28 protein-coding genes and 1 pseudogene are annotated in these 24,546 nt (G+C 44.1%); 5 read left to right on the top strand and 24 right to left on the bottom strand.

Annotated features, from left to right (window positions below; all coding sequences use genetic code 11):
• Positions 1 to 212 precede the first annotated feature (212 nt).
• The 7 genes from E2980_RS14520 to E2980_RS14490 form a co-directional block, all read right to left on the bottom strand.
• Positions 213 to 695, bottom strand: a complete 483-nt coding sequence (locus tag E2980_RS14520; RefSeq protein ID WP_135152899.1) for a hypothetical protein — start codon at positions 693 to 695, stop codon at positions 213 to 215.
• A gap of 139 nt (positions 696 to 834) precedes the next feature.
• Complete coding sequence (locus E2980_RS14515; RefSeq protein WP_135152898.1) at positions 835 to 1,299, bottom strand: hypothetical protein; 465 nt, start codon at positions 1,297 to 1,299, stop codon at positions 835 to 837.
• Positions 1,300 to 1,395: 96 nt separating this feature from the next.
• Positions 1,396 to 2,316 (bottom strand): aminoglycoside phosphotransferase family protein, encoded by a 921-nt coding sequence (locus E2980_RS14510; protein WP_240703037.1) that lies wholly within the window; start codon positions 2,314 to 2,316, stop codon positions 1,396 to 1,398.
• A 213-nt stretch (positions 2,317 to 2,529) separates the two neighbouring features.
• Positions 2,530 to 3,324 carry an ABC transporter permease gene (locus E2980_RS14505; RefSeq protein WP_135152896.1) on the bottom strand — a complete coding sequence of 265 codons (795 nt, stop codon included), beginning with the start codon at positions 3,322 to 3,324 and terminating at the stop codon, positions 2,530 to 2,532.
• Between the two features lie 17 nt (positions 3,325 to 3,341).
• Entirely contained in the window at positions 3,342 to 4,130 is a 789-nt protein-coding gene (locus tag E2980_RS14500) for an ABC transporter permease (protein ID WP_135152895.1), read from the bottom strand.
• Positions 4,127 to 5,161 carry an ABC transporter ATP-binding protein gene (locus E2980_RS14495; RefSeq protein WP_135152894.1) on the bottom strand — a complete coding sequence of 345 codons (1,035 nt, stop codon included), beginning with the start codon at positions 5,159 to 5,161 and terminating at the stop codon, positions 4,127 to 4,129. Before E2980_RS14495 ends, E2980_RS14500 begins: the two co-directional genes overlap by 4 nt.
• Before the next feature lie 154 nt (positions 5,162 to 5,315).
• Positions 5,316 to 5,867, bottom strand: coding sequence for a GNAT family N-acetyltransferase (locus tag E2980_RS14490; RefSeq protein WP_338080689.1), 552 nt, complete (start codon positions 5,865 to 5,867; stop codon positions 5,316 to 5,318).
• A gap of 35 nt (positions 5,868 to 5,902) precedes the next feature.
• Here E2980_RS14490 and E2980_RS14485 point away from each other — a divergent pair, with 35 nt between their 5' ends.
• Positions 5,903 to 6,328 (top strand): SRPBCC family protein, encoded by a 426-nt coding sequence (locus tag E2980_RS14485; protein WP_135152893.1) that lies wholly within the window; start codon positions 5,903 to 5,905, stop codon positions 6,326 to 6,328.
• Positions 6,329 to 6,402: 74 nt separating this feature from the next.
• Here E2980_RS14485 and E2980_RS14480 read toward each other — a convergent pair whose 3' ends face one another.
• From E2980_RS14480 to E2980_RS14470, 3 genes are all read right to left on the bottom strand, one after another.
• The gene (locus E2980_RS14480) at positions 6,403 to 6,627 is read right to left on the bottom strand and encodes a helix-turn-helix domain-containing protein (protein ID WP_135152892.1); all 225 of its coding nucleotides are present in this window, start codon (positions 6,625 to 6,627) and stop codon (positions 6,403 to 6,405) included.
• 10 nt (positions 6,628 to 6,637) lie between these two features.
• On the bottom strand, positions 6,638 to 7,120 hold the full coding sequence (locus tag E2980_RS14475) for a DUF2975 domain-containing protein (RefSeq protein WP_135152891.1): 483 nt from the start codon (positions 7,118 to 7,120) through the stop codon (positions 6,638 to 6,640).
• A gap of 396 nt (positions 7,121 to 7,516) precedes the next feature.
• Positions 7,517 to 8,293 (bottom strand): TerC family protein, encoded by a 777-nt coding sequence (locus tag E2980_RS14470; RefSeq protein ID WP_135152890.1) that lies wholly within the window; start codon positions 8,291 to 8,293, stop codon positions 7,517 to 7,519.
• Between the two features lie 111 nt (positions 8,294 to 8,404).
• On the opposite strand from E2980_RS14470, the pseudogene E2980_RS25160 reads away from it, so the two are divergent.
• Positions 8,405 to 8,649 (top strand): annotated as a pseudogene (locus E2980_RS25160) (helix-turn-helix transcriptional regulator); the annotation flags it as partial.
• A gap of 14 nt (positions 8,650 to 8,663) precedes the next feature.
• Positions 8,664 to 8,936, top strand: a complete 273-nt coding sequence (locus E2980_RS24730; protein ID WP_338080688.1) for a GyrI-like domain-containing protein — start codon at positions 8,664 to 8,666, stop codon at positions 8,934 to 8,936.
• 97 nt (positions 8,937 to 9,033) lie between these two features.
• Here the strand turns inward: E2980_RS24730 and E2980_RS14460 are convergent, their stop codons facing one another.
• Positions 9,034 to 9,306 carry a YajG family lipoprotein gene (locus tag E2980_RS14460; protein ID WP_135152889.1) on the bottom strand — a complete coding sequence of 91 codons (273 nt, stop codon included), beginning with the start codon at positions 9,304 to 9,306 and terminating at the stop codon, positions 9,034 to 9,036.
• Between the two features lie 167 nt (positions 9,307 to 9,473).
• On the opposite strand from E2980_RS14460, the gene E2980_RS25155 reads away from it, so the two are divergent.
• Positions 9,474 to 9,560: a MerR family DNA-binding transcriptional regulator gene (locus tag E2980_RS25155; RefSeq protein ID WP_420808651.1), complete on the top strand. Its 87-nt coding sequence runs from the start codon at positions 9,474 to 9,476 to the stop codon at positions 9,558 to 9,560.
• A gap of 427 nt (positions 9,561 to 9,987) precedes the next feature.
• Here the strand turns inward: E2980_RS25155 and E2980_RS14450 are convergent, their stop codons facing one another.
• The 6 genes from E2980_RS14450 to E2980_RS14420 form a co-directional block, all read right to left on the bottom strand.
• Complete coding sequence (locus E2980_RS14450) at positions 9,988 to 10,557, bottom strand: HupE/UreJ family protein (protein ID WP_135152888.1); 570 nt, start codon at positions 10,555 to 10,557, stop codon at positions 9,988 to 9,990.
• Complete coding sequence (locus E2980_RS14445; RefSeq protein ID WP_135152887.1) at positions 10,550 to 11,905, bottom strand: hypothetical protein; 1,356 nt, start codon at positions 11,903 to 11,905, stop codon at positions 10,550 to 10,552. The genes E2980_RS14450 and E2980_RS14445 overlap by 8 nt, the downstream gene beginning before the upstream one ends.
• A 404-nt stretch (positions 11,906 to 12,309) precedes the next feature.
• The gene (locus E2980_RS14435) at positions 12,310 to 12,690 is read right to left on the bottom strand and encodes a hypothetical protein (RefSeq protein WP_135152885.1); all 381 of its coding nucleotides are present in this window, start codon (positions 12,688 to 12,690) and stop codon (positions 12,310 to 12,312) included.
• A gap of 395 nt (positions 12,691 to 13,085) precedes the next feature.
• The gene (locus tag E2980_RS14430) at positions 13,086 to 13,667 is read right to left on the bottom strand and encodes a TetR/AcrR family transcriptional regulator (RefSeq protein ID WP_135152884.1); all 582 of its coding nucleotides are present in this window, start codon (positions 13,665 to 13,667) and stop codon (positions 13,086 to 13,088) included.
• Positions 13,668 to 13,707: 40 nt separating this feature from the next.
• On the bottom strand, positions 13,708 to 14,979 hold the full coding sequence (locus E2980_RS14425; RefSeq protein ID WP_167747134.1) for a phytoene desaturase family protein: 1,272 nt from the start codon (positions 14,977 to 14,979) through the stop codon (positions 13,708 to 13,710).
• Between the two features lie 218 nt (positions 14,980 to 15,197).
• A complete protein-coding gene (locus tag E2980_RS14420) occupies positions 15,198 to 16,445 on the bottom strand; it encodes an IS110 family RNA-guided transposase (protein WP_135152882.1) in 1,248 nt (415 codons plus the stop codon).
• 209 nt (positions 16,446 to 16,654) lie between these two features.
• Between E2980_RS14420 and E2980_RS14415 the strand changes: the two genes are divergently transcribed.
• Positions 16,655 to 17,047 carry a hypothetical protein gene (locus tag E2980_RS14415; RefSeq protein ID WP_135152881.1) on the top strand — a complete coding sequence of 131 codons (393 nt, stop codon included), beginning with the start codon at positions 16,655 to 16,657 and terminating at the stop codon, positions 17,045 to 17,047.
• Between the two features lie 97 nt (positions 17,048 to 17,144).
• On the opposite strand, the gene E2980_RS14410 is transcribed toward E2980_RS14415, so the two are convergent.
• The 7 genes from E2980_RS14410 to E2980_RS14380 all read right to left on the bottom strand — a co-directional run bounded on the left by E2980_RS14410 (position 17,145) and on the right by E2980_RS14380 (position 24,343).
• The gene (locus E2980_RS14410) at positions 17,145 to 18,149 is read right to left on the bottom strand and encodes an ROK family protein (RefSeq protein WP_135152880.1); all 1,005 of its coding nucleotides are present in this window, start codon (positions 18,147 to 18,149) and stop codon (positions 17,145 to 17,147) included.
• Between the two features lie 51 nt (positions 18,150 to 18,200).
• A complete protein-coding gene (locus E2980_RS14405) occupies positions 18,201 to 18,884 on the bottom strand; it encodes a copper homeostasis protein CutC (RefSeq protein ID WP_135152879.1) in 684 nt (227 codons plus the stop codon).
• 21 nt (positions 18,885 to 18,905) lie between these two features.
• Positions 18,906 to 19,733 carry a carbohydrate ABC transporter permease gene (locus E2980_RS14400; protein ID WP_135152878.1) on the bottom strand — a complete coding sequence of 276 codons (828 nt, stop codon included), beginning with the start codon at positions 19,731 to 19,733 and terminating at the stop codon, positions 18,906 to 18,908.
• A gap of 11 nt (positions 19,734 to 19,744) precedes the next feature.
• Positions 19,745 to 20,674, bottom strand: coding sequence for a carbohydrate ABC transporter permease (locus E2980_RS14395; protein ID WP_135152877.1), 930 nt, complete (start codon positions 20,672 to 20,674; stop codon positions 19,745 to 19,747).
• A 102-nt stretch (positions 20,675 to 20,776) separates the two neighbouring features.
• The gene (locus E2980_RS14390; RefSeq protein WP_135152876.1) at positions 20,777 to 22,117 is read right to left on the bottom strand and encodes an ABC transporter substrate-binding protein; all 1,341 of its coding nucleotides are present in this window, start codon (positions 22,115 to 22,117) and stop codon (positions 20,777 to 20,779) included.
• A 73-nt stretch (positions 22,118 to 22,190) separates the two neighbouring features.
• A complete protein-coding gene (locus E2980_RS14385) occupies positions 22,191 to 23,195 on the bottom strand; it encodes an asparaginase (protein WP_135152875.1) in 1,005 nt (334 codons plus the stop codon).
• A 20-nt stretch (positions 23,196 to 23,215) separates the two neighbouring features.
• Positions 23,216 to 24,343, bottom strand: coding sequence for an ROK family transcriptional regulator (locus E2980_RS14380; protein ID WP_167747133.1), 1,128 nt, complete (start codon positions 24,341 to 24,343; stop codon positions 23,216 to 23,218).
• Positions 24,344 to 24,546: the final 203 nt, after the last annotated feature.

The raw sequence follows: 24,546 nt of genomic DNA, 5'->3' as shown, positions 1-24,546 counted from the left end.
CGATTTTTCTTCTTTCAGAATTTCCAGTACGATCCGAGCCTTTTCTTCCGGTGTAAACTTCCTTCTTGGACCTGTCATACAACTAAGAAACTCCTTTTTTGCTGTCTAGATTATATGTAGCATTATACATCGGGGTATGCTCTCGTCTCTCTTTTTAAGAGGCGAGGGCTTTATTATTTTAGAAAGGATGATTATTTGGGAACTTTGAACAATTAATAATTAATGATTTTCCCTAATCCTTTTAATGCCTCAAATATTTTAGTATCTCCTCTAGGATTCTGATTTTTTCCATGATTTATTTTGTAAATATCATTATCACTTCTTTTAAGCCACATTGAAGATATCCTTGGAATATCAAAAGCATAAAATTGAGAAGAAGAATTGGACCAAAAACTCCCTAGATATATTCTTTCAATGCCCACGACTACAACAAACGGTTTACCACCACTTCCCGGTATTATCCCTTCTAACTTTTCCTCTAAACTAATACCTTCCTTCATTGTGAATTCATGTTCTTTCCAATTATATGTTCTAATTTCCTTGTCGGTAAGCACTGGTATAGTTTCTAATGGAAGATCATTAAGCTTCTTACTCATGGCTTCAGTTATGGATAAGTCTTTAACCAAATGGATTGAGAATTCATTAACAGCGTTCTCCTTATTGCCATTATTACAGCCAACAATTAGGAATAGCATAACAGTCAGGATTACAAATAATTTTATTTTAGATGATATAATAAGAACCCCTCTCTTTAATTTAGACAGTCATAACAGTATAGACGTTAGATATTTATAAAGGTCTTATCCTTTAGTTCAATCTATTTTATCATTCAGTTTACTGATTCATCTCAGGTTTCAGTTCAAAATCTTCTGTATTTCCATTCCAATAGACCTGCATTTTAACTATGGAATCTTCAGCTGCAATGGCGCCATTACCTCCTGAAGAACCTAGATTATAAATTTGATTTTCTGATTCGGCATTGGACATTGTGCCACTACCATCTCCACCACCTTCTGTTTGATATGCATACCTTAATTCACCAGTCGGTCCAGGTTTCTTGCCAATATATTTTAATAACATTTTTGATGTATGGTTATCATTATCTTTCATTTTGAACACGATATAATGTGCTGCCCAATTTTCGGTGTGCCCTTTGTATTGATAGATAAACTCAATATTTTTGACATTAGAAATATCAACAATATCACTTTTCTCAATACCAGAATATAACCTGCTTTCACCTGTGCAGCCACTTAGTACAACTACATATAAAAATAAAATGCCAAAAATACGCTTCAATTTCATCACAACTCCCTATAACCAACTAGAATTCAAACTATCCTAATTTCATTATTTCTTCACCCTTGGTTAAAAACATCGCTCTATCTCTGCTAACTAATCCAAAATCATGTCAACGACTTGTTTCGCAAATACAGCATAGGGTTCGATCAGATCAGGACTTCGATCAATAGCCCACCTGAGGTTATCGAAAGCCCTTAATAGCAGCAAATGCCTTGTTTCAGAAAGGTCTTTATCACTTAATCCGTACCCGTCCATAAACGCTCTGAATTCCTCAACACTTGCGCTTTCTTCTAGTCCTAGGATTTGGTAATGCATCAATTGAGCAACAGTTGCATGCGGTACCACGCTTACTTCTGCATTCCAATCCAGCAATATAACTTGGTTTGCCTGATTGACAATCGTATTCTTTAAAGAGATATCTCCATGGTTTAAACCGAAGCGGAACGTTTCCTTCTTCAGATTCTCGAACAGTTTTCTTACTCTCAGCGATTCCATCCGAGTAATTACTCCAAGCTCAATCAACCGATCAGACTCCGTCAAACTATTGATATTATACTGCACATACCCTTGCCAACTGCCGTCCGATCCTGCATGAGAAGGTGACTGAAACTCACCATGTACTGGATCAATCAGATTGTCTCCGTATCCTTTCACTTGAATCGAATGAATATGCCTGGCATATTCGCCAAGCTGCCTCCAAATATCGGACTTGGGAACCGTACTGTCTAACCCGTTGTTGCCATCTATAAAAGTTTGAATCATATAGGCTGTTTCATCAACGATGCCAATGGACAACACCTCAGGTCCAGGAATGCCAACTGCGGCTGCTTGCTCGATACACCATTTTTCTTTGATAAAGCTTGGAAATGTATCTTTATGGTTCATGCGGACAACGACTTTATGGCTCTTAGTTTCGACTACGCAAACCTGATTTGTGATACCTTTACCTATGATTTGGTAAGATGTTTTTGTTTGTTCTCGCAGAAAATCGCCTGCAATTCGTTCTGCTTGCATAACTACAGAGTCCTCCATAGTTTCTTTAACCCCCCTCAAGTGTCATGCTTCGAACAGTTTACCACACACTTTTTTGGAAAGTACTTTTATAACTAAACTATAATGCCAGTTACTTTAATGAAGAAAAAGAGGAGCTGCCAACATGAACGCTCCTCCACTATCATATCCGTTTAGCTTAAACCTCTAGAGTTACGATTTGGGTTGCCGAAATAATTAGCCACCTGCGCTCTGATATTTATTAACTCCTCCCATCCAAGCTCTATATGCCACCCAGTAACAAAACGGTCCAACCACTGGAACGAACCACATGGACCAAGTAGGCAACCCCAAAATGTCTTTTGAAAGTAGAAATGCAGCAGGATAATAATTTACGAATGCAAGTGGCATTACAATGGTAAGCAATATTTGGATCAGAGCACCAAATACAGGTAAAGGAAACGAAATGAATTCCTTAAGTCTAAAGAATAAGTTAAACAGAAATCCAGACCTTACCCAAACAAATGATACTGACCCTATCAGTGTCATGATACCCGCGTTAATTAATGCACCACTAATCACCGACAGGATGAGGTACAAGACATTAATTAGTGTCCATTTTAAATCTAATTGAATTATTGCCCAAATCATGACAGAAGCTGAAATGAGTATATGCGCAATATATCCAAGATTAAACCCCCTACTAATTAAAAACAAATAAGGGTTCACTGGTTTTATTAACAATGAATCGAATGTGCCGTTCTTGACTTGCTCTTCCAAATCCCTCATCTGTACAAACGAAAAGGAAGCCCCTAATGCGTATGTAAAAAGTCCAATACTGTAGAGAAACGCGATCTCTGGCCAGTTCCACCCTGCTATTGTATCGAATCTTTGTATAAACATCCAAATGACAATATAATCTCCGCCATAAGCAATAATCTGTGCAAATATAGAGAGGAGAAAATCAGCCCGGTATTCCATTCTCTCCTTCATTAAAAGGCGCACTAACTTAAAAAATAATGGTAAGGTCATTTCTGTCCGCCTTTCTATCAACCACCTTGGATTACCAAACGGCTAATTGCTTTTTTCCAGAGCCATTGTACGATTAATAAGAGTATTGCAATCCAGATAATCCCTGCTATAAATACCCCAAGAATAGATTCCGCAGGTATTACACCTAGATACAGAGACGCTGGTACGTAACCAAGAAATTGGAACGGGAGAAGCTTTGCCACGCCTTCCCAGGTTGGAGGGAACAGCCACAGTGGAAGAAAAGAACCCGAGAAGATTGTTAACAGTCCGCCGAGCATCCAACTGAGTGCAAAATGATTCATAAACCAGAAGGCAATTAAAGATACTAGGTAGCCAAGCAAAAAAGATATGGCCAACGCCATCAGAAGTGCAGTCACGTATGCAGCTAGAAACACAGGTGAAGCAGGCGGCATAATACCAAAATATAACCACGCAATGAGAAATGAAGGAACAGCCGTGAAAACCAGTTGATACACGGAACCACCTAATCCCTCAAATAGCAAATAAAGTGGATAGGAAATAGGCTTGACCAACTCGGAAGATATCGAACCAGATTTGAGACTGCTATCTACTTTTCCGCTGATCCCGTTTAACAGTAAGGCAGTGAGCAGAGTATTTAGAATGCTATAAGTGGTCATCGTTTCAATGGAAACTTGTCCTACATCAACCTCACCTATTACCGCTTTCCAAATTGCTACTTGAATAAGAATCGTAACAAAATTGCCCAGCAATCGAAACCAGACTTCAGAGCGATATGCCATCTGATTCGAGAACGCTTTTGCAGTAAACATGAGATAAGTTTTCAATTTGCTCCCCCTACCAATATGGGTTGCCGCCCTTGACTCTCTTCATCTTCTGCTGCTAATTGCTTATACAGCCGCCTGATGATTGATTCGATATCTACATCTTCGATTGAGACATCCTCAATAGGATATTTCTCGGCAATGCGGCTTACGTAATCAAAAACCGTTGTTCCATTCCGAGTAAATAGAAATGTTTTTCTAGAACCCTCTTCTTTAATTAAGGTTAATCCCGATATCTCAATTGATCCAGGATCTTGAGCGAATTCAATCACAACACGACGCTCATCTCCAAGTTTACTTCGAAGAGCGGCAACGGAGCCGTCGTAAACTAGGCTTCCTTTATTAACGATGATCATCCTCGGGCAAATTTCCTCAATATCCTTCATGTCATGAGTCGTCAACAAAATCGTAGTCTTTTTCTCCTGGTTAACTGCCCGTAAAAATTGCCGGATTTGGTCTTTGGCCATCACATCGAGACCAATAGTTGGTTCATCAAGGAATAGGATCTCGGGTTCATGAAGAAGAGCCATAGCGATTTCCACTCTCATTCTCTGTCCTAAACTCAACTGCCTCACGGGTTTATTTATGAAATCCGAAAGCGATAATAGCTCCGTACAAAATCCAAGATTTTTACGGTACGACTCGTCAGATATTTTATAAATGTATTTATGTAGTTCAAAGGAGTCCGTAACAGGGAGGTCCCACCATAGTTGGCTTCTCTGACCAAAAACCACACCAAGATGTTGGGAATTGTTTTTCCTTGCTTTATGAGGAATTTCATTAAGAACTCTAACCTCTCCAGCTGACGGCAAAAGGATTCCCGTCATCATTTTAATCATCGTGGACTTTCCTGCCCCGTTGGGTCCTAAATACCCGACTGCTTCACCTTTCTCAATCGAAAACGTAATATCCTTTACAGCTATCTCCTCTGAATATTGGCGTGTAAAAAGGCTTCTGACGGAACCAATAATCCCCGGGAAGCGCCGATATTGCCTATATATTTTCGTGACACCACTTACAGAAATGATACTCATTTGTTCACTCCATCACTATTGATCTGTTTGCTTAATTTTCAATTTTATCTTACAAATAAGAACCCAAATACCCCTAAAATTAGAGGGAAAATCATATCTATTTTATGCAAAGGAATCGCATTTTCCTTTAACTCGAGCGAAGGCTACCGGATCTCTAGCAGCCTTCCTTTCTCTTCCACAATCCTCCAGAACAAGGTATGAATCCACTCTCTGTATAGAATGATGTATGTTTTGAATCGTAGGTCAAGGTTACAATCTCTAACCCGGCACGCTCCGCCTCTTGAAGTAATTCCTTTACTAAGGCTTGGCCTAGTCCTTTCTTCTGAAAATGCGGATGTATAATTATGTCTTCCATATAGCCATGCTGTAGACCCATTCCAGTAACATAGCCGAATGCTATAAGCTCTTTTTTTGCATCTCGGAGACCGGCCCAAAAGTTGCAACGCTCAAATAAAGTTGGGTAATCAGAATGTCGGCCGTCCCAACCCACCAGTTCTCTTAAAGCTGGAACTTCGTGCGGTTCTATAGGCAGATTAATTATTATCTCTCGCTTCAGTTGACTATCCCCTTTGTTAATTCGTCTTTGGTAAAGTTCTCCACCAAATTGAAACAATCCTGCCCGTTCGTAAAAGACAAAAGAGGAGTTGCGATGGAACACTCCTCTTCCACTATCGTTTCCAATTAGCTTAGTGGTATAATTATCCATAAATCTAAATCTTATATAGTGAGGCGGTAATCATAATGGAAACAGGTGACAAAGTAACAATAACGGTAGAAACCACAGTTCATGCGCCAGTTGAAAAAGTGTGGGAATATTGGACGGAACCACAGCATATAACGAAATGGTCTTTTGCAGCTGACGACTGGCATGCACCAATTGCTCAAAATGATTTAAGGGTCGGCGGAAAATTTCTTACAAGATTGGAAGCAAAGGATGGGAGCTTTGGATTTGATTTTGGCGGAGTTTATGATGAAGTGAGAATAAACGAATTTATTTCTTACACTCTTGGAGATGGAAGAAAAGTTACGGTCTCTTTTATTAGTCAAGAAAGCCACACTAAGGTAATTGAAGATTTTGAAGCTGAAGCAACCCATTCCATCGAGCAGCAAAAAGCAGGCTGGCAGTCGTTCCTTGACAATTTTAAAAGATATAGTGAAATTTCTTAACAAGATTAAGATAAGAAACCATTATTAAACCTTCCTTTCGGAAGGTTTTTTTGTGGATTAAATTAAATTGTACATTATCCGGTAATGGTGCCTTCGTCACTTTTGTATTCTAATATATCTCCAGGCTGACATTCTAAAGCCTTACAAATCGCCTCTAAAGTTGATAATCGAATCGCTTTTGCCTTTCCATTTTTCAATATAGAGAGGTTAGCCATCGTTATTCCAACCCTCTCCGAAAGTTCTGTGACGCTCATTTTTCTTTTAGCCAACATCACATCAATATTGATGATAATCGCCATGTTATTCACCTCAGACCGTCAGATCATTTTCTGATTTTATATCAATAGCGTCTTTTAAAAGCTTTTGGAGAACGGCAGCAAAAACGGCAATCACCATGGAGGCGAAAATCAACACCATTCCGATTATTATGATACCTGGGGCATCGTCTTTCTCCGCCACCAGATAGAAAAGCGGCATGCCTAACGCAAACAAGCTACTAATTATGATTGCACTGTATTTTATATTCTTTAACGCTTGTACGGATAATTCGGAGAAAGCGTTGTTTTTGTCAATATAGCTTAAAAGTTTAAAAGCTTGATACAGGGCAAAGTAAAAAGGTATCGCCGCTGCATAGAAATCGATAAAAACGAGATATTTCATATAAGTAAGATCCGGATACAATTCTGCTGCAAAATTTGCTATCTCAGGCACCAAAAATATGCACAAAGCAAGAACTGGGATGCCAATAAGAATAACCGCCGTCTTTAAAAAGAGCGTTGTGCCTCGTTTCATAAAAAGCCCCTCACTTATTATTAAATTTAATTTGACTTTAACACAAAGTTTATCGTTTTACAATAAATTATTGTTAAATCGAATTATATTATTGTTGTTTTGTAATGTCCACATTACGGCAGCCCTCCGGAATGCAAACATAAGGATAGCGGTTTGGAGAAATACTTTTTATGGAATAAGACAGGAGGTGAACTATAAACATGATCAAACCATCCGATAAAAACAACCCAAAGCATGCCCCGTCACGATCTAACAACCCGAACGATCAAGGAAGAACTGGAGTACAAAAAAAATCGAAGTAAAGCTGATGTATCCACCCAGTAAAATATTATGAAAGCATCAATAAACCCGGTATACTTTACCGGGTTCTTTTTTTGGAGAAATATTAATCCAGCATTAGACCTGATCAGTCTGTGAATGTTTTTTATTCGAAGGCGCAAACCAACCGAGAAGGGCTAACGCAACCAACACAACATAGAAGATAAGGGTCCAGACTGTGCTATGCGGGAAATCATGATCTAATACGCCAATATCTTCATGGGACAGCGTAATTACTGTGAGCTTCACACCGACCCATGCCACGATCGCATAAGCGGTGGTCTCGAGTGCTGGGTGTTGAGCAAGCAGCTTAATAAACCATGCGGCCGCGAATTTGATCAAGACGAGCCCAGCGATACCGCCAAGCACGACAACCAAGAATTTTCCTCCGTCCATACCGCCGAAATTACCAAGCGGTGAATCCGGGAGACCAAGCGCCAGAGCCACTGCAGCAAGAATGGAATCAATCGCAAAGGCGAGATCCGAAAGAGCGATTTTTCCCACGGTTGGCCAGAAACCTTTTCCTGCAGCATCTTTCTCTACGTCCTCGCGAAATTTCTCGTTTTCCTTGCCAAAACGCGCTTTGATGATGTGCTTTAACCCGAGGTATAGAAGGTAAGCAGCTCCGATCGCCTGTATTTGCCAGACGTTCGCAATAAACGATATCGCAAAGAGAGCGGCGAAGCGGAAAACAAAAGCCATGATGATCCCATAGTTGATGGCTTTCTTCTTCTGGTCCTCCGGTAAATGCTTTGCGATAACCGCTAATACGAGCGCATTGTCAGCCGATAGCAATCCTTCCAAACAGATAAGAATTAGCAGTGCCCACGCATATTCCAACCACAATGACTCCAACTTGCACTCTCTCCTTTACAACCATGGTAAGTATAATGAGCCGACAAAGTCAGATGTAGATAATATTGACTTTTCCGCAATAGTTATACGGAATAAGTCACCGATGGAGTTCATTTTTTTAATCGGATGTTTTCGTTCATAACCAATGCGCCGCTCTCAGAATATATTCGGCGCATTCGGCTGACCCTTCCGCATTTGAGCTGCAACAAAGCGGTTCAAAGGTCATCGATATCGCTTTGAAGTATGGTTACGAATCACCTGAGGCATTTTCCAGAGCGTTCAAAAAAATGCATGGTGTGATGCCAATGTCAGCGCGCGATAAAGGCGTTTCACTCAAAGCCTATCCTCGGTTATCCACCAATTTTCCTACTTGATCGGTTACTTCTTACCCCAAAGCAGCTTGCCGGGAGGGTTTGAGCAGCTTCAAATTCCCCCTCAAACTTACGCGATTTTCCCAACCGGCCACTACCCTGACGGACAGAGCGGTATTCATGAATTGTGGCGGCGTATTTGGGGAGAATGGTTTCCGAGCTCTAACTACGAATTCGCAAACGGTCCCGAGTTTGAAATGACTTACGATCGTGGCAACAATATGTATGAAATGGAAATCTGGATCCCTATCGTTAAGAAGTCTGAATCTTAGAACAAAGAGCAACACGAGTATCTACACTTCGTGTTGCTCTCTTCATGAAATTCGGTTCATTTAAATTTTGAGACAGTCCAGCTCGAGGACTACTTTATTAACAGATTGAAGCCTCAATCATTTTAATCGATCCATTTTCTCCGTTAACAGAATCGATTCCCTTCTCACAATTTTCTTCATTTTCCCACTCAACTATATAGTTATTTCTCTTGAGGTCTACTGATAGTATTTTAACCTTGCCGTTGTTTCCAGTGTGTTGTTCGATAACACTTGATTTCGCCTGTTCTTCTGATACCTTTAATTCTGAACTATTACAACCACTTACAATAAAAGTCAGTAAGACAAACATTGTAATAACTATTTTCTTCATTTTTCTGCCTCCCTTACTGAGTGGACTGCCTTACTTGACTTGGAGTAAGCTCCAAGTTGTACAATTTACTTAAACAGATAAGATAGCATGTGATAAAAATAATGAGTGAAGTCAATGGGAATACTATTAAACAAATTTCGGAGCAGACCGGATTAACCTAAGATACCATACAATATTACGAGAAAATTGGCCTGCTGCCACGTGCGGAACGAAAGGCAAATGGTCATCGCGTGTACCGTTCAGAGGATAAATGAAGTTCATTATATGCCTGAAAAAAGCGGGTTTGTCACTCGATGATATGAAGGCGTATTTGCATCTCTCCTATAATGATAACCTTCTCCATGAGGCAACCCTCGGTATAAGATATCGGACCCACTCACGACGTTCCTTGTTCTTCAGCTTCTCAGTATCGCCCGTCTTCTTCTCGAACACCGTTGATGCTCGATCAAGGAACTCTGCCTTCCATCGGCTAATCATCACTGGACTCATTTCATATTTCGTAGCAATCTCGTTCATGCCGACGGTTACTATTATTTTAGCGGATCAGTTCCCGAGTACGATCGTATCGAGTTACGTCGCGCAAAGACGATTCCGGGACTAAACGTCATCTAATTTAAAAAACTTCGATTAAGCCGCCCGGGTTTGATACGGGGCGGCTCATTCCTAGAGCCCAATGACATTTTAAATCTTTAATATTGTTAAATATACTCCAATAACAAAAATCGTTAAGCCTGAGAACCTTAAAGTAGTCGATCCTTTTCTTTTTTCTAGGATGAGTAATCCGCTAACTGCACCAATGATGTGTAAACCTAGAGTTGTAACTAGAAATCCAATCATGTATTCAATATGATTTAATGTATTGGGGATTTCAGTACCATGGGCATACCCATGAAAAAATCCGAAAATGGCAACTCCCAATCCGGCCAAGACGATTGAGCTCTTATTGTTTAAAGATATAGCTAAGCCTAATAACAAAACTGATAAGGCAATCATAAACTCTACATTACTGAGTTGAATTTCTTGAAACCCAACAATCCCCCCAACTGCCATCATAAATAAGAAGCAAGAAGGTACTAGGTACACTGCTCTTCCTCCTATTTGAGCACTCCAAAGCCCTACAGCTACCATCGCAAAAAGATGATCAATTCCTGTTAATGGATGTAGAAATCCACTTCCACCAAATCCGTGCGCATAAGAGGTATCAATCGATAACATAAAAAATATTACAAAGAGTAAACAATATCTAAACATTATTTATCGCCTTCTTATGTTTCTTATGATCTTTTAGAATTATGATTAATCCTAATATTGCTGGTATCATAGGGAACAAAGCCGTGTACATGCCTGAAAAATATTCGTAACCGATTCCCTCTTTGACCATTCTTACGATAGGGAATACAAGAAGATGGGTTGGTTCCCCTAAAATCATTCCAACAATCATAAACCATAAGATGAAATTTCCAAATACTTGTCTTTTCCATAGACTATATGCTCCAAATACCCAAAAGATGGGTCCTAAGAAAGTGATAACGTAATCAAATTCCACGTCAGACCATGGGAGTCCTGAAATGGATGCAATTCCCCGGTTAAAGTGTGTGAGCACTTCTTCTCCAACGTGAATGTAAAAAAGTGCTTGTAATAAAAGGTATAAAGGAACTAGTTTATAAGGATCTGCTGGAATATTGGAAGTCGTTTTCCGCCAACCAATCATTCCTCCCATCATGGACCCTACAATTACTCCAACGGGTAAGGGACCAGCTTGCGTATAAAGGGTTACAGCATATACCATAACAAAGGTCACTAATAGTAAAGACCATAAATTCTTTTGCTTTTTGGTCAAAGGCTGATAATCTTCAATTTTTTGCTCTTCTCCTTTAGGTTTAATGAGCTTCAAGATACCAGATACACTGATATTGAATAGCAACATCGCCAAAATGAGACCCAAATAGTAAACATGATTATAGGATGAATAATTTCCTAACTCTATCTGTAATTGTAGGAGAGATTCAATTGTGATATAAATAAACCCCCACCAAGCGAAGAAATAACCGACGGTTTGACGTTTGCTCAGGTAATATCCACCAAAAAGTAAAAGGGAGACTGGCAGACATACCATCCATACAAACCATTGCGTGTGATTAAGTGTGAAAGATTCTGTGAACCACTGATTGTAATTCAAATAAATAAATTGTGAGAAGTCAGCTGTATATCGAACTGTGTTTAAAGCAACAATCAATACAATACCTAATATATATTTTGGTACGGTATTAGTTTGACTTGGTGTTGACTTATATGAAAATTTTAACCATCCAATTAATGCAAGTAAGCTGATCAGACCGTACTCGATGGCAATACCAGATCCTATAGTAATGAACAGTATGACGGATAATGTAATGGTGGATGACACTACTGTTAAGAGACTTGTTAATCTAGCGTTTTCCATATTTGAGATCCCTCTCTTTCGCTCATAAATGGTAACCTCGCCTTTTCCATGCGGAAATGGACGATTTGATTCCATAACTCCGGAACTGATTTCTGAACATCGCTTAGGAATTCCTCTACTCGTAAATAATTGATAGGCGGTTTGAACGATTCTCAAGCTGATGGTCTCTTCTATTTATACAACCTCCAAGTTTAGATTATACGAGTTTATACAAGATTGGCATCGCCGCAATACCGTTGGATTCGAAATTGTCCAACACATATTTGCGGAACGATCTGCGAAACAGGGGATCCGGGACGATATCGGACAAGCGGTCCCATCTGCAGTGGTTGATAACCCCATACTGTGAAGATTCCCCTTCGGTGGGCAAAAGCAGCGTTGAATTGTCGAGGCCGGTCTTTACCATAAACCATCCAGCAGTATACTCCCAAACGGGCAATAGTTCTCGGACATCGTCAGCGTAAAAATAGTTGAATAGAAATATCCCAGGCCGAGTCTTATCGACTTCCGCAATTTTACGGGCATTTACAGCGGCTACCGAGTGGGTATACGCGGAATGTTTAGACAAGAGTTGTATCAATTCTTGAAACAGTGAACTTTCCTGCACTTGCTTGTGCCGTCTGTAAACTGTCCGTTTCAATAAGGACAACTGCATCGAATTTAGCGAGATGAACTTGCCCTTTACGCTTGTTGAGCAGTTTACCGCGACCGGGGGCGATTAGCACGGCTTCGAAAACATGAACGTTACGAACGTGAGGCAGCTTTTGAAGGCGGTCTGCAATTGCTTTACATTGCCGAATGACGCTGCGCTTCAGATCAGTGCTGCGTGGAAACGGGCCGGCCGGTCTTTCCAGCTCTGCTGCTACATGAATATAACCGTAGCCGTTTGGTGCAGCGAGTTTTGCTTTCGGAAAATGCAAATGACTATTCACGATCTTCATGGAAGCTCCTCCTTGTCAATAGGTACCATCTTAAATTTTTTGGTTTTGCCTTAATTTCTTAGGGTCTGGGTGCGGAGGACGGAGGTATATATGGATACGAATCGGTGGTAGCGATCCGTTAGCCACGCATATGCTGACGCAGCACCACAGATGATGAAAATGGGGTATTATTTTCATGGGAGCGAAGTGACGGCTGCCACGCGTCAACCGTTTTGGTGTTGAACTATTGTTCTCCGTTAGTTGAGTAACCACGATTTTTTCAAAAGGGCTTATTCAGTTCATTTATGTTCCTTTGCTCGTTGGAGTAAGCTTGTTTCCTAGACTCTATGGAATTTGATGCCGTATGAAGAGAAAAAAATTCCCGCAGCAAAAATGTCTTAGAGATTTCAGACGGATCACAAAAAAGTCAACCTCGAGATCATATCCTTCATCGTTTTTTTTCGGATCGAGATGACTTCCTCTTCGGAGATATTCCCGTAAAATTTACGAATCGCCTTGTGGTGAGAGAAATAAAAATAAACCGCACCTAGTAAACTTACGATGAAATCTTCAGGATGATCGACCTTCCTGCATTCGCCGGTCTGGACGCCAAGCTGATACATCCCAATCACCGTTTCGAAAAAGAAATTTTGGTGATGAAGCTGATGAAATATGTCTCGATCTTGCGCAACGCTTTGGTCCATAATCTTCACGAAATATGGGTTGTAATGAAGAAAATCAATGAAATGTTCCATGACTTGAATCAAGTTTTCGCGAACGGATGTACCTGTAGGTTCAATTGAAACGGAAACCGCTTTTTCGAATAAGTCGTTAATAACCGCCGTGAATAATTCTTCCTTACTTTTAAAGTGGTAATAAATTAATGCTTTGTTAACACCGGCCATTTTTGAAATATAATCGATTCTGGCCCCATCGTACCCTTTCTCCGCAAATTCCTGTAAAGCGGTTTGCAGAATTTTTTCTTTTCCCTGACTCATGTATTGGTTCCTCCATCTAAGATCATACTTCCTGCTTCGATTAGGATAATAAATCCGCTACCTTCTTCGCGCTATCATAACAAGGCATACCAAGTGCTCCCGACCCTTCCGTAGAATCTCCAACCAGGTATAATCCCCGTACGGCTCGGCTTTGCAACGGCAAAAGTTTGGCATTTGTTCTTCTGGCGATTCCGTTCACCATAGCTCTGTTTATAATTCGTTTGTTTATCACGTACTTTTCCCATCCTGGGTATACTTTATGGAGCAAAGTTTCAAATGCAGTTTGAGACTCCTTCGCGTGGCTGTCGTCTAGTTGCTCCTGTTCGGTCAAAAATTTCAGGCCGTTGATCAACTGTCCGCCGGCGGGTACGGAAGAAGGATTGTTTAAGCCGTAATCATTTATGTAGAAGCCTCCATCCAGATCCAACAAATTACCGATATCGCCGCGGAGCCTCTTGGATAGCATGAGATCATAGACGAACACATAATGAGCCGTTTGATTGACATACCAGCCGAACTCATCCGCAAGGGATGGATAACTTAGAAGCTTACCTAACTCTTTCGGCGGAACGTTCAGCACCACTTCATCGAATTCATACCGTTCTCCCGCACATATGACGCCTTTCACATGGTCAGCTTCAACGATAAGATCCGAGACAGGTTTCCCGAAAAGAATGCCGCCCCCATTTTTCGTAATCGCTTTTTGCAACTCTCCCAAGAGGACGTCATACCCCATATAGCTTAGAGGCTCGTTTTTTTCATACTCTCGGGCGGTTAATTCAACGAAACGGTTCATGGAGTACAAGTCGAGTGCGCCGTCGTAGACCGATAACGCTGCATAAGCAGAAAGGACTTTGGCGATCTCGGGGTTCCTGACGTTTTCCCTGATCCATTGGCCTACGGACATGGTTTGCGGAAAAGCCGGAGCTTGCTTTACCATCTTGTAAAATTGTTTCAAACATAACATATGATTGAAAAAACCCGAAATCGCGGGAGAGGTCAACGCACCGAAACCAAGCGGACTGGAGATTACTTTGCCTTCCATAAAGAGTTTAAATTTGGACAAGCTTGCCTTCCTATACTCCATCGGCAGTTCAAGTTCGCGAACAATGGAACGCAGAGGTTCCTGTTTGGGAGCCAGTACCGCATGGGCACCATAACTGATTGTAAAACCATTCTTTGAAACGACATGGCTTCTGCCGCCCAGAATCGGCGAACGTTCCATAACAACAACCTGGTTTCCTCTTTTCGCTAATAAAGCCGCCGTTACTAAGCCACCTAGACCCGCTCCTACGATACCCACTTTCTTCATACTATCAACTCCCCCAAAAAAAATTAAACTAACCATTTAGTCTAATTTTATCGTTGCAATACCCCTTTTGCAATGTCAAATGCGTTGTAACCGTGAACGATTTGGGAACTTTTTCATCTTGAGTTGGTCAACTGAAGAATGAGAGCCATCGGTAGCGCGTTATCCTCACTGTGCAAGCCCCCTGGGCTGAGATATAGGTTGGATAGAATTGTTGTTCCTTACATTAGCCAAGATTGAAAACAACAGATAATCTCGACCTTCCCAATATTTCCAAGCAGTTTAAACACCGACTGTTGCTTACTCATTTGCTTAACTTGGACATTATTTTCATGCAACTGTCGAAACTCAGGATTGGTTCCTACTAGCGTAAGGGTAGCGAGATACATATATTTTCGCAGCGTGGCATCTCCTCGTTTCGAAAGCACGATCTGTCCCTTTCGTTTTCCCGACATACTTTCGGCCAAGTTTAACCCGGCTTTCCGCAGCAACTGACGCCCATGGGCATACTGTTTCAGGTCGCCCGCACCAGACAGAATTGCTGCGGTATAGATCGGGCCAAGACCTTTAATAGAGCGAAGTTGGCTAGCCATAGGAATCTCACCGAGTAAAGCTACAATTTTCTGTTCAATCTGTTCTAATATGCTAACGATACGCTCGTATTCTTCTACTAAGCGTTGTAAATCTTGTTTAGCCTCATTGAGCGCAGCAGTATCACCCACACTCTGGCTCGCTTTAGAGATTAGTTCCGCAGCTTTCTGAATGCCAGTGGAACCGCAAGCTCGCTGCATATATTTTCTCCAACCTGTAATTACCTCTGCCGTCGATTGACCTTTAAGATCAAGCGGAGACGGGAACGCTTTGAGGGTCGCTATCGATCGTGGACAGGTCCAATCTTTAAACACCGAGGCATATTCAGGGAAGCGAATATCCAGCCAACGGATAATCCGATTCTGCAGCCGAACACTATTCGTGACCCAAAATTCTCTATCACTCATAATGGTGCGCAACCTTTGAAAGCTATTCGCTTGACGGGAGTATTCATAGTAGTAGCCACGGCTTACAACGTCTGCAATAACAAGTGCGTCCTTCGGATCACTCTTGGAAGGACAATTATCGCGGTTCTCTTTATTTCTTTTAGTGGTTGCGGGATTCACCTGCACCACGTTAAAGCCTTTGTCTGCAAGCCAATTCGCCAAGTTCCACCAATAGTGTCCGGTGGGTTCCATGCCAATGATGAGGCTGCTTAGCCGGTGCTTTTGCTGCAATCCTTCCATCCACCGCCGTAGCTTTTCAAACCCCTCAATGGTGTTACTAAAAGATAGATGTCGATTAGACAGTACGATCCCCCGGTAGTTTGTAGCTTGTGCCACATGGGTCTCTTTTGCCATATCGATACCTATAACAAGATGAGAAGCGGTAATTCGTTCAATTCGTTGATTTTGGCCGTTAGATTGCTTAAACTTCATGGTAAGAGCGCCTCCTTGATGGTGTTGGGTTTCGAACCCTTGGACAAACCCATCATACCGAGGCGCTCCTTTTTTGACAAAGGCCATTTCTTAGCCCTTACAGGAATGTTTAGCTCAATCATCTATCGATCGTTCTATACTAGGGACTCATCCAATCGAAATGGAAGTTTGATACATACTCTAAAAACAAATCAGAAAGAGGTGATAAAGTGGCTAGACTTTCAACCGGGGCTATAGAGAATCGTGGAAGGGATATGAAGTCGCTCACCGTTCGCGCTGCGAATATCGGTTCGGATTCGGCCGAAGTCCTGCTTGAAGTGTTTCATGCCCGGGGAGCCGCGGACGGGCCTTCTATGCAGGAGCTTTATGTGCAGAGGCTTGTCGCCGTAATACCCAATCAGTTACAAACCTTTGATAATATTTTTGCAGACCTTGATGCGGTGACTGTACGAGTAACGACTTCCGGTGTTGGTGAGGATTCGATCGCAGTCTCGGTTGCTGCCAGAGATGCAGGACGAAGAGTCATCCCCGGTTTCGTATCGTCAAATCCGAGCAGGCTCGACACCCCGCCACAAGAAGGAAACGAAGAAGGACCATTCTAACATTATGAACTGCCGGGACCTTCGAGCCGATCGCTGCCGGCTTTAGGGTGTATGGAGAGAACGGTAACCTTTCAATATCGTGTTTGTCTATATCCCCCTACCAAACCGCCTCTTGGACGGCAGACGTAATTGTCCGCTCATACCGCCACCAGAGGGCGGCCCCCACCGCTCCCGCATCTCCGCCGAGCTTCGCTGTAACGAACCGGACTCTATTTACCATTTCCGGAATTCCGTGTCCGCGTACTGTATCGAGCATCGGTTCGAACAGAAGACGGCCGCTTTGGGAAACTCCGCCTCCGAGTATGATCATCTCAGGATTCACCAGATGGATGATAGCGGTAAGACCCATCCCCAAAGCCGATCCGGCATCTGCCAGTCTGTCTTTGGCATACTCGTTTCCTGCTTGCGCTGCTTCCGCAACATGCCGGGCATTTAACAATTCCGGGTTCCCGCCCGCCATTTCAAGAACGATCGCCGTACTCGCTTCTCCGCTCCTAATGTCTTCCCGTACACGTTTGGCAATGGTGTTGCCGGAGGCGTAAACCTCTATACATCCCCGATTCCCGCATGCGCATAACGGTCCGTTACGGTCTATGCTAATGTGACCGAGCTCTGCCGCGCTGTTAGTTGAACCGAGCATCAATCGCCCGTCGCTAATGATGCCGCCGCCGATTCCGGTTGACACCGTAACATAGATGACGTCTTTCATTCCGACGCCCGCCCCGGCAAGCCATTCTCCTAGAGCAGCAGCATTGGCGTCGTTGATGACCTGAACGGGACATTGGAAATATTGCTTAAACAACGGGCCTATCGGAACGTTCTCCCATCCCAGATTGGTCGCAAGCATTACTGTTCCTTTGGATGGATCGAGAATTCCGGCAACGGCAATACCGATACCTTGGATGGTATTGCCTTCGGCTTCGGAACAAGATTCTTTGATCAGCGATTCCGTCATCGCCATTAAGCGGCGAATGGTGTCCTTCGTTCCGCGTTCTGCCCTTGTAGGTTGCTGAACCTTGGCCATTATCGTTCCGTTTCCGTTTACTAGCGCAGCCAGCATTTTAGTGCCGCCTACGTCGATGCCTACATATATGTCGTTCATGATGAGTTACCTCTTTCATAAGCGGGTCGCCGGGCTTTGGCTCCTCTTCGGTTACTGACCGATCGACTGTTTAATCCGTCGGACAAGCTCCGGATCGATCTGGCCGGTCGCCAGCATGCCTGCGCGTACACCCCTTCCGAAATGAAATTCTTTCACTTCGGTTTTCATTATAAATTCCGGCAGACTTTCTATCGTCAAGCCGCTTCCGGCGAGTATTCGGAGTCGTGTTCCTTGCGTTCGCTTAACCAAACGACCAATGGTGTCCATGGCTTGCAGTACGCTCGGCTTGCCGCCGGAGGTCAAAATCCGGTCCACGGGAAAAGCGAGCAAATCGTCCAGCGCCTCGTCTAAATCCCGTGTTTCATCGAATGCGCGATGAAACGTAACGGAAAGGCCTTCCGCAGCTTCCAGAAGCCGCTTGAGCGTATCTTTGTCCACCCGGCCGTTCTCCTGAAGAGCGCCGATTACGATTCCAGCCGCGCCTGCCCGCCGAACCGCGCCGATATCCTTGATCATGATGCGAAGGTCGTCCGGATCATAATGAAAGGATCTGCTGTGCGGACGGATCATGACGTTAACGGGAACGGCGGATAAGTTAACCGCCGCTTCCAGCAATCCCAGGCTTGGAGACATGCCGCCTTCCTGCAGCCCCGTCACCAGTTCAATCCGGTCGGCGCCGCCCGAATTCGCTTTGACAATATCGTCTGCACATGTTGCGATGACTTCAAGCAGCATATTCTCTCGTCTCCGTTTCCATTATCCTTTTACCGCTCCTTGCGAGAGCCCTGCCACAATGTAACGCTGTATGAATGCGAAAAGAACGGCCACCGGAATCAAAGACAGAACGCCGCCAGCGCTCATTTCGCCCCAGTTGATATCGAATTTTTGCACAAAGCTGTTCAATCCGACCGGTACCGTCTTAACGCTTTCACTGGTCGTGAACATGATGCCGAAGAACAAGTCGTTCCAAGCAGCCGTAAAGGCGAAGACGAAGGTGGCGACGATGCCTGGCAGCATGATGGGCAATATAATCCGGACCACCGTTTCCATTCGGTTGCAACCGTCGATCATCGCCGCTTCTTCCAGCGCAACTGGCACGCGTTGAAAGAAACCGGACATCGTAATCATGCAGAACGGAATGTTGATGGCCGTATACGTGATAATAAGAGCGGGCAGCGTATCCAGAAGCTTCAAATTGCCGAATACCATAAACAAAGGAACCAACATGATCACAACCGGTACCATCTGCGTGGACAAAAAGATGAGCAAGATTATGCCTTTACCCCGAAAACGGTACCGGGCCAAGCTGTACCCCCCGAGAATGGATACCGCCAGCACCAGAATGCCGCTGAGTATGCTGACGACAAAACTATTGGCAAAATAGTGCGGAAAACTCGAGCTTCGGAACGTTTCCGCATAATTAACCCATGTAAGATTTTCCGGCCACAACGTGATTTTCTTGCCGTAGATTTCCAAACGCGTTTTTAACGACGTAACCAGCATCCAATAAAAAGGAAGGAGGGTACCTGCCAGAAATAAAGCTAAAACGCAGAAACGGATGATGCCCGGTAGTCTTTTTCTCATGAAAAGCTGCATCAGATATCACCCGCTTCGTTGTATTTCGTTACCCTTAGGAAGAAGATTGTGTACACGGTCAGGATGATTAGCATTAGAACGCCAAGCGCCGAGGCTTGCCCGAAGTCTGTCGAGTAACCGATTTTGTTGAAAATATAGGAGGGCAGATTATGCGAGCTGTTGGCAGGTCCCCCATTGGTCATGATATAAATCAGATCCGCCGAGTTAAAAACCCAGATCACCCGCAGCAGCACGGTCAGGACGAGCGTCGGCTTAATGTAGGGAATCGTAATTGAGAATAACCGTTTTACCCTGCCCGCTCCGTCGATATCCGCCGCTTCGTATATTTCGTGCGGGACCGATTGCAGCGCAGCCAATATCATGATTCCGAAAAACGGTACGCCATACCACGCCATGGCGATGATAACGGGAATGATGGAGGTTCCCGGAATGGCCAAGAAAGCAATCGCTTTGTCGATCAGTCCGAGCTCCAACAACAAATGGTTGATCAGACCGTTCTGCTGGTTGAACATCCACTTGAATATCATTCCAATAAGAAAGGCGGATACCGCCCACGGCAGAAAAACGATCGCTTGATACAGGTGTTTGCCTCTGAAATGTCTGTTTAGCGCAAGCGCAAGCATGAAACCAAGCACAAACTGCAGCCCTACCGTCGCAACGACCCAGATGACCGAGTTAAACAGAATCCGGGGCATATTTGAATCCATCAACAGCGCCTTGAAATTATCGAAACCCGAATAACCGATTTTGCTTGGCTCAAACAGCACGTAATGCATAAATGAAAGTTGAAACGCTTTTATTACCGGATAAGCAAAAAAGGACAGCACAATGAGCAGCGCCGGAAGCAATAAAAAATAGGGCTCCCATCTGCGTAATAATCGCTTAGTTCGAACGGAGGAAAGTTTCCTTGGATAGCTTGTCGAAGACATATCGCTTCACCGCCTTCATGAGATGGAAAACACGCATAACCAAGCAAAACGGCTTCACCGCCCTTACGCTCGGTTATGCGTGTTCTTTCTTTGATGTTGAAATTAAGGCTGCGGGTTTTCCTTTAGGTATTCAGTTTGTTCCTTCGTAAGCCAGTCGGCCAAGCGGGTGACCGTATCATCCAGCGATTGGTTGCCGGTCATATATTTTTGCGTTTCTTCTAACGCGTAAGTACCCGTGAATTCTCCCAGCTTGGTCAAGTGGCTTGGGGGCCCGGCGAACACGATGTTCGTGTCGGCCATTGAACCTGCGTAACCGGAGATTGGGCCGGTGCTGAAGAAAGGATCCTTCAGGTTCTCCGCATAGATCGGAATGCTCGAGTTCTTCTTGCTGTACTCGAGATTGTTTTCCGGCGAGCTCAAAAACTCGATGAATTTCCATGCCTCGTCCTTATGTTCAGAGTTCGAGGACATCGCGTATGCGGCCGTGAATCCCCAGAATATGTACCGCTTCCCGTCGTCCGACTTCGGCATCGGGACGACATTCCAGCTGCCCGGCTGCATGTTCTTCTCGGCGACTGCGATGACTTCCGGCGTTTGGTTCAGAATACCCGCCTGACCGTTCATGAAGCCTTGCACCATTTCATTGAAACCCCAGTTGACGGATTCTTTCGGCGCGTAGCCGTTCAGGTAAAGATCGTAGAACTTCTTAAACGCTTCTTTGGCTTCCGGTTTGTACAGAATGGCCTTGCCCTCTTTATCAAACCAGCTGTCGGAATGGGTTGCCGCCATCACGTATTCCATTGCGCGGATGATGCCATTCGCGCCGCCGCGGAAAGAGATTCCATAACGTCCTTGGCTCTCATCGGTCAGCTTCTCTGCAAGAGAGAAGTAATCGGCCCATGTATCGATTGTTTCCGGCAGGCTTTTCTCTTTAAACCAGCTGCTTTGGATGAACAGACCCTGCAGTAGAAATGCGTCTGGAATGGCGTATACTTCATTTTTGTATTTGTTTCGGGCTTGCTTGGTCGCTTCGGTCAGGTTAGCGACTTGATCCCATTTATCGTAGTAGGGTTGAAGGCTCTGAAGGTATCCGGCTGCGCTCATTCCCGCTAGGGATGTATCGTCCACGCTGATAACGTCCGGCAAGATTTTCGCTGCGCCCATCGTCATCCATTTTTTATTCGCTTCCTCCCAAGGAACGGACATATACTCGACCGTAATGTTCTGATTTTGCTCTTCGAACTTTTGAATGAGTTGTTTCATGAGTTCTGTCCGTTCATTGCTCGGCAGCGGATCCAGATAAGAGATTTTAACCTTCTCGCCGCTTCCGCCTTCGCTTGCGCTCCCGGAAGACGAGCTTTCCTTGTTGTTCCCGCAGCCTGCAAGTACGGAAGAAATTAATAATACACCCAGCAAAATGACAGTCCAAACTCGTTTATTCATGTTTTGTTCCTCCTTTGATTGAAGCCGCTCCGTCGAATCGTTATATGAAAGGATGCGGATTGTTTTTGATTATTTATTGTAAATTCAACGTAAACACAGGTTGATTACGGCCGATAGTCCGCCCGTTGTCGTTTCGAATGTCTGCTGGCGTAAGCCCGTACATCCGGTCGATCGTCGCCCGGTTCTCATACCCGATTTGTTCCAGAATGGACGCCACGATGATCGGCCACTCGTCTTCGGAACCATCTAGAACCTTCAGGGCAAAGGCAAGCCTTTCCTTCTTTAGTCCAAAGCAGTAGACGCCTTTGGCACCGCCCTTGGCCACGATATTCGGATCCATAAGAAGATTTGAACAAATCCTGTCGGTTCCCGCGACCATCTCGTAATGTTTATTCATCCGATGCACGATAACTTGAACGGCGCCGCGGATTTCGGGATTTGCGATAAGGTCAGGACAGGCTAGCTTCAAATAGGCTACTGCCAAGGCTTGAAGCGGCATTGCGAACACCGGGAAGCCGCAGCCATCGGTTCCGAGACCGATTTTCTCCTTTGGATAATGCGCCAAGTAGGCCAGCGTTTCCAGAATTTCCTGTTGCGCGGGGTGATCCGGTTCTCCGTATCCATCCAAGGAATACCCCATCGTTTCGCAGAGGGCCAGAATGCCAAGATGTTTGCCGGAGCAGTTATGGTAAATGGATCTTTTGGGCTTTTGTTCGCGCAGCAGATTTTCGGTCGCATATACGCTGAGCGGATAGGTCGGATGGCAAATGAGCCGTTCTTCGCCTATTCCGGTTTTCTTCATAATCGACTCCAAAACCTCGACATGAAACGGCTCAGCCCGGTGGGAGCCTACTAGAATAGCTCCTTCCGCATCGGTTAAACCGAATTTGGCATCGGCGCCATGCCGGATGACCGGTATCGCTTGGAACGGTTTGCCCGCTGACCTCAAGAACGTGATCGCATTCGGATCTCCTGCGGAGTATTGGATTTCGCCCCGGTCGTTCACACCGCAAATATGTCCTGTATGTACGCATTCTTCAATGCCGCCGCGGAATTCTTTGACAAGCTTCACTTCCATGCTTTTTCCCCCCCATGATGTCATTTGTGCCGCAAGCCCCGGTCCAAGCGTTGTTGAAGCACAAGCTTAGCAGCTCCGACCATGACCGATTTTTCCCCGTGCTTGGAACGGATCAATTCAAAAGTTCCGATAAAAGGTTCCCAAATGAAAGCCTTCGATTTGCTTCTTACCGTTTCGAACACTTCGGGATGATTCTCGATAAAGTCTCCCGTCAGAATGATCGTATCCGGATTGTAGGTGCAAACGACATTATTAATGGTAACCGCAATATATGTACAGGCACGATCAATAATGTTGTGCGCCCACGCTTCGCCGGCTCTCATCAGTGCAAACAACTCATTTACGCTCGACACCGGCTTGATTTGGTTAGCCTCCTGCAGCATGGCCAAATCGGTTATGTAAGTCTGCAGGCACCCCCTCTTGCCGCATTCACATAGCTTTCCATTGGGATCAATAGTGGAATGCCCAATCTCGCCCGCTATGTTGTTGGCGCCGCGATAGATTTTCCCATCCATGACCAGGGCAGAGCCAACGCCGCTCCCTATGCTGATAAGAGCAGTTATCTCTTTGTTGGACATGGCGTCGATGCTGCTTTCACCAAGGGCTTTCACTTTTAAGTCGTTATCCAGTACAACGGGCAAGTTAATTATCGCTTCCACCATCTTGGCGAACGGTTCATTTGTCCAACCCATTTGGGCGGAAAAAACGACGTTTCCGGTGATCGTATCCATAATGCCGGGAATTCCGATACCGACACCTATAAATTTGGAAGCCGCTATTCCTTGCGTATCCGCCAACCCGATAATCATGCCGGCAATTTTCTCGGCAATAATCCCGGGCTGTCCGGCGGTACGCTCAATCACGTGGTGCTGCTCCGCTACAACCCGACCATCCAAATCGACCAGACCAACTTGGATGACACTACGGTCCACCTCCACGCCAACCGAAAGAATTTGTTGAACATCAATGTCGAGCATGGTCGCCTTACGTCCTACGCCGGAAGAGAACTGGTCCGTCTCTTTCACCAATCCGATTTCAATCAGATCGTTAACAATACGCCCTACCGATGTGGGGCTCATTCTGATCAACTTGGCGATTTCCGCTCTCGAGACGGGCCGATGTTTACGGACCATATCCAGGATCAGCAATTGATTTTTCTTCTTGATGAATTCCTGATCGTGTTTTTCAGAGTAGATTGCTAACACAGCCTTTCTTTAATTAATTTCATAAGGTTATTAAATAAACAAACAATATGGCTTTTTGCGAGAATAAAATTATAAAACGCAAACATTTTTGAATATATACGCGTTAATTAATTACATCATGTTATTAACTATAAATCGTCATTCCT

Source organism: Cohnella luojiensis, assembly GCF_004564235.1.
In the GTDB taxonomy this organism is placed as follows: Bacteria; Bacillota; Bacilli; order Paenibacillales; family Paenibacillaceae; genus Cohnella; species Cohnella luojiensis.
The sequence above is the reverse complement of the archived record's forward strand: the minus strand, read 5'-3'. Positions and strand labels throughout refer to the sequence as shown.

Excerpts from the sequence above, each read along its gene's own strand:
- E2980_RS14390 (WP_135152876.1), bottom strand. The coding sequence starts at position 22,117 with ATGAATAAACGAGTTTGGACTGTCATTTTGCTGGGTGTATTATTAATT.
- E2980_RS14400 (WP_135152878.1), bottom strand. The coding sequence starts at position 19,733 with ATGAGAAAAAGACTACCGGGCATCATCCGTTTCTGCGTTTTAGCTTTA.
- E2980_RS14395 (WP_135152877.1), bottom strand. The coding sequence starts at position 20,674 with ATGTCTTCGACAAGCTATCCAAGGAAACTTTCCTCCGTTCGAACTAAG.
- E2980_RS14405 (WP_135152879.1), bottom strand. The coding sequence starts at position 18,884 with ATGCTGCTTGAAGTCATCGCAACATGTGCAGACGATATTGTCAAAGCG.
- E2980_RS14430 (WP_135152884.1), bottom strand. The coding sequence starts at position 13,667 with ATGAGTCAGGGAAAAGAAAAAATTCTGCAAACCGCTTTACAGGAATTT.
- E2980_RS14475 (WP_135152891.1), bottom strand. The coding sequence starts at position 7,120 with ATGAAACGAGGCACAACGCTCTTTTTAAAGACGGCGGTTATTCTTATT.
- E2980_RS14410 (WP_135152880.1), bottom strand. The coding sequence starts at position 18,149 with ATGAACGACATATATGTAGGCATCGACGTAGGCGGCACTAAAATGCTG.
- E2980_RS14490 (WP_338080689.1), bottom strand. The coding sequence starts at position 5,867 with ATGGATAATTATACCACTAAGCTAATTGGAAACGATAGTGGAAGAGGA.
- E2980_RS14505 (WP_135152896.1), bottom strand. The coding sequence starts at position 3,324 with ATGACCTTACCATTATTTTTTAAGTTAGTGCGCCTTTTAATGAAGGAG.
- E2980_RS14435 (WP_135152885.1), bottom strand. The coding sequence starts at position 12,690 with ATGAAGATCGTGAATAGTCATTTGCATTTTCCGAAAGCAAAACTCGCT.
- E2980_RS14485 (WP_135152893.1), top strand. The coding sequence starts at position 5,903 with ATGGAAACAGGTGACAAAGTAACAATAACGGTAGAAACCACAGTTCAT.
- E2980_RS14385 (WP_135152875.1), bottom strand. The coding sequence starts at position 23,195 with ATGGAAGTGAAGCTTGTCAAAGAATTCCGCGGCGGCATTGAAGAATGC.
- E2980_RS14425 (WP_167747134.1), bottom strand. The coding sequence starts at position 14,979 with ATGAAGAAAGTGGGTATCGTAGGAGCGGGTCTAGGTGGCTTAGTAACG.
- E2980_RS14520 (WP_135152899.1), bottom strand. The coding sequence starts at position 695 with ATGCTATTCCTAATTGTTGGCTGTAATAATGGCAATAAGGAGAACGCT.
- E2980_RS14480 (WP_135152892.1), bottom strand. The coding sequence starts at position 6,627 with ATGGCGATTATCATCAATATTGATGTGATGTTGGCTAAAAGAAAAATG.
- E2980_RS14510 (WP_240703037.1), bottom strand. The coding sequence starts at position 2,316 with ATGCAAGCAGAACGAATTGCAGGCGATTTTCTGCGAGAACAAACAAAA.
- E2980_RS14495 (WP_135152894.1), bottom strand. The coding sequence starts at position 5,161 with ATGAGTATCATTTCTGTAAGTGGTGTCACGAAAATATATAGGCAATAT.
- E2980_RS14420 (WP_135152882.1), bottom strand. The coding sequence starts at position 16,445 with ATGAAGTTTAAGCAATCTAACGGCCAAAATCAACGAATTGAACGAATT.
- E2980_RS14460 (WP_135152889.1), bottom strand. The coding sequence starts at position 9,306 with ATGAAGAAAATAGTTATTACAATGTTTGTCTTACTGACTTTTATTGTA.
- E2980_RS14450 (WP_135152888.1), bottom strand. The coding sequence starts at position 10,557 with ATGTTTAGATATTGTTTACTCTTTGTAATATTTTTTATGTTATCGATT.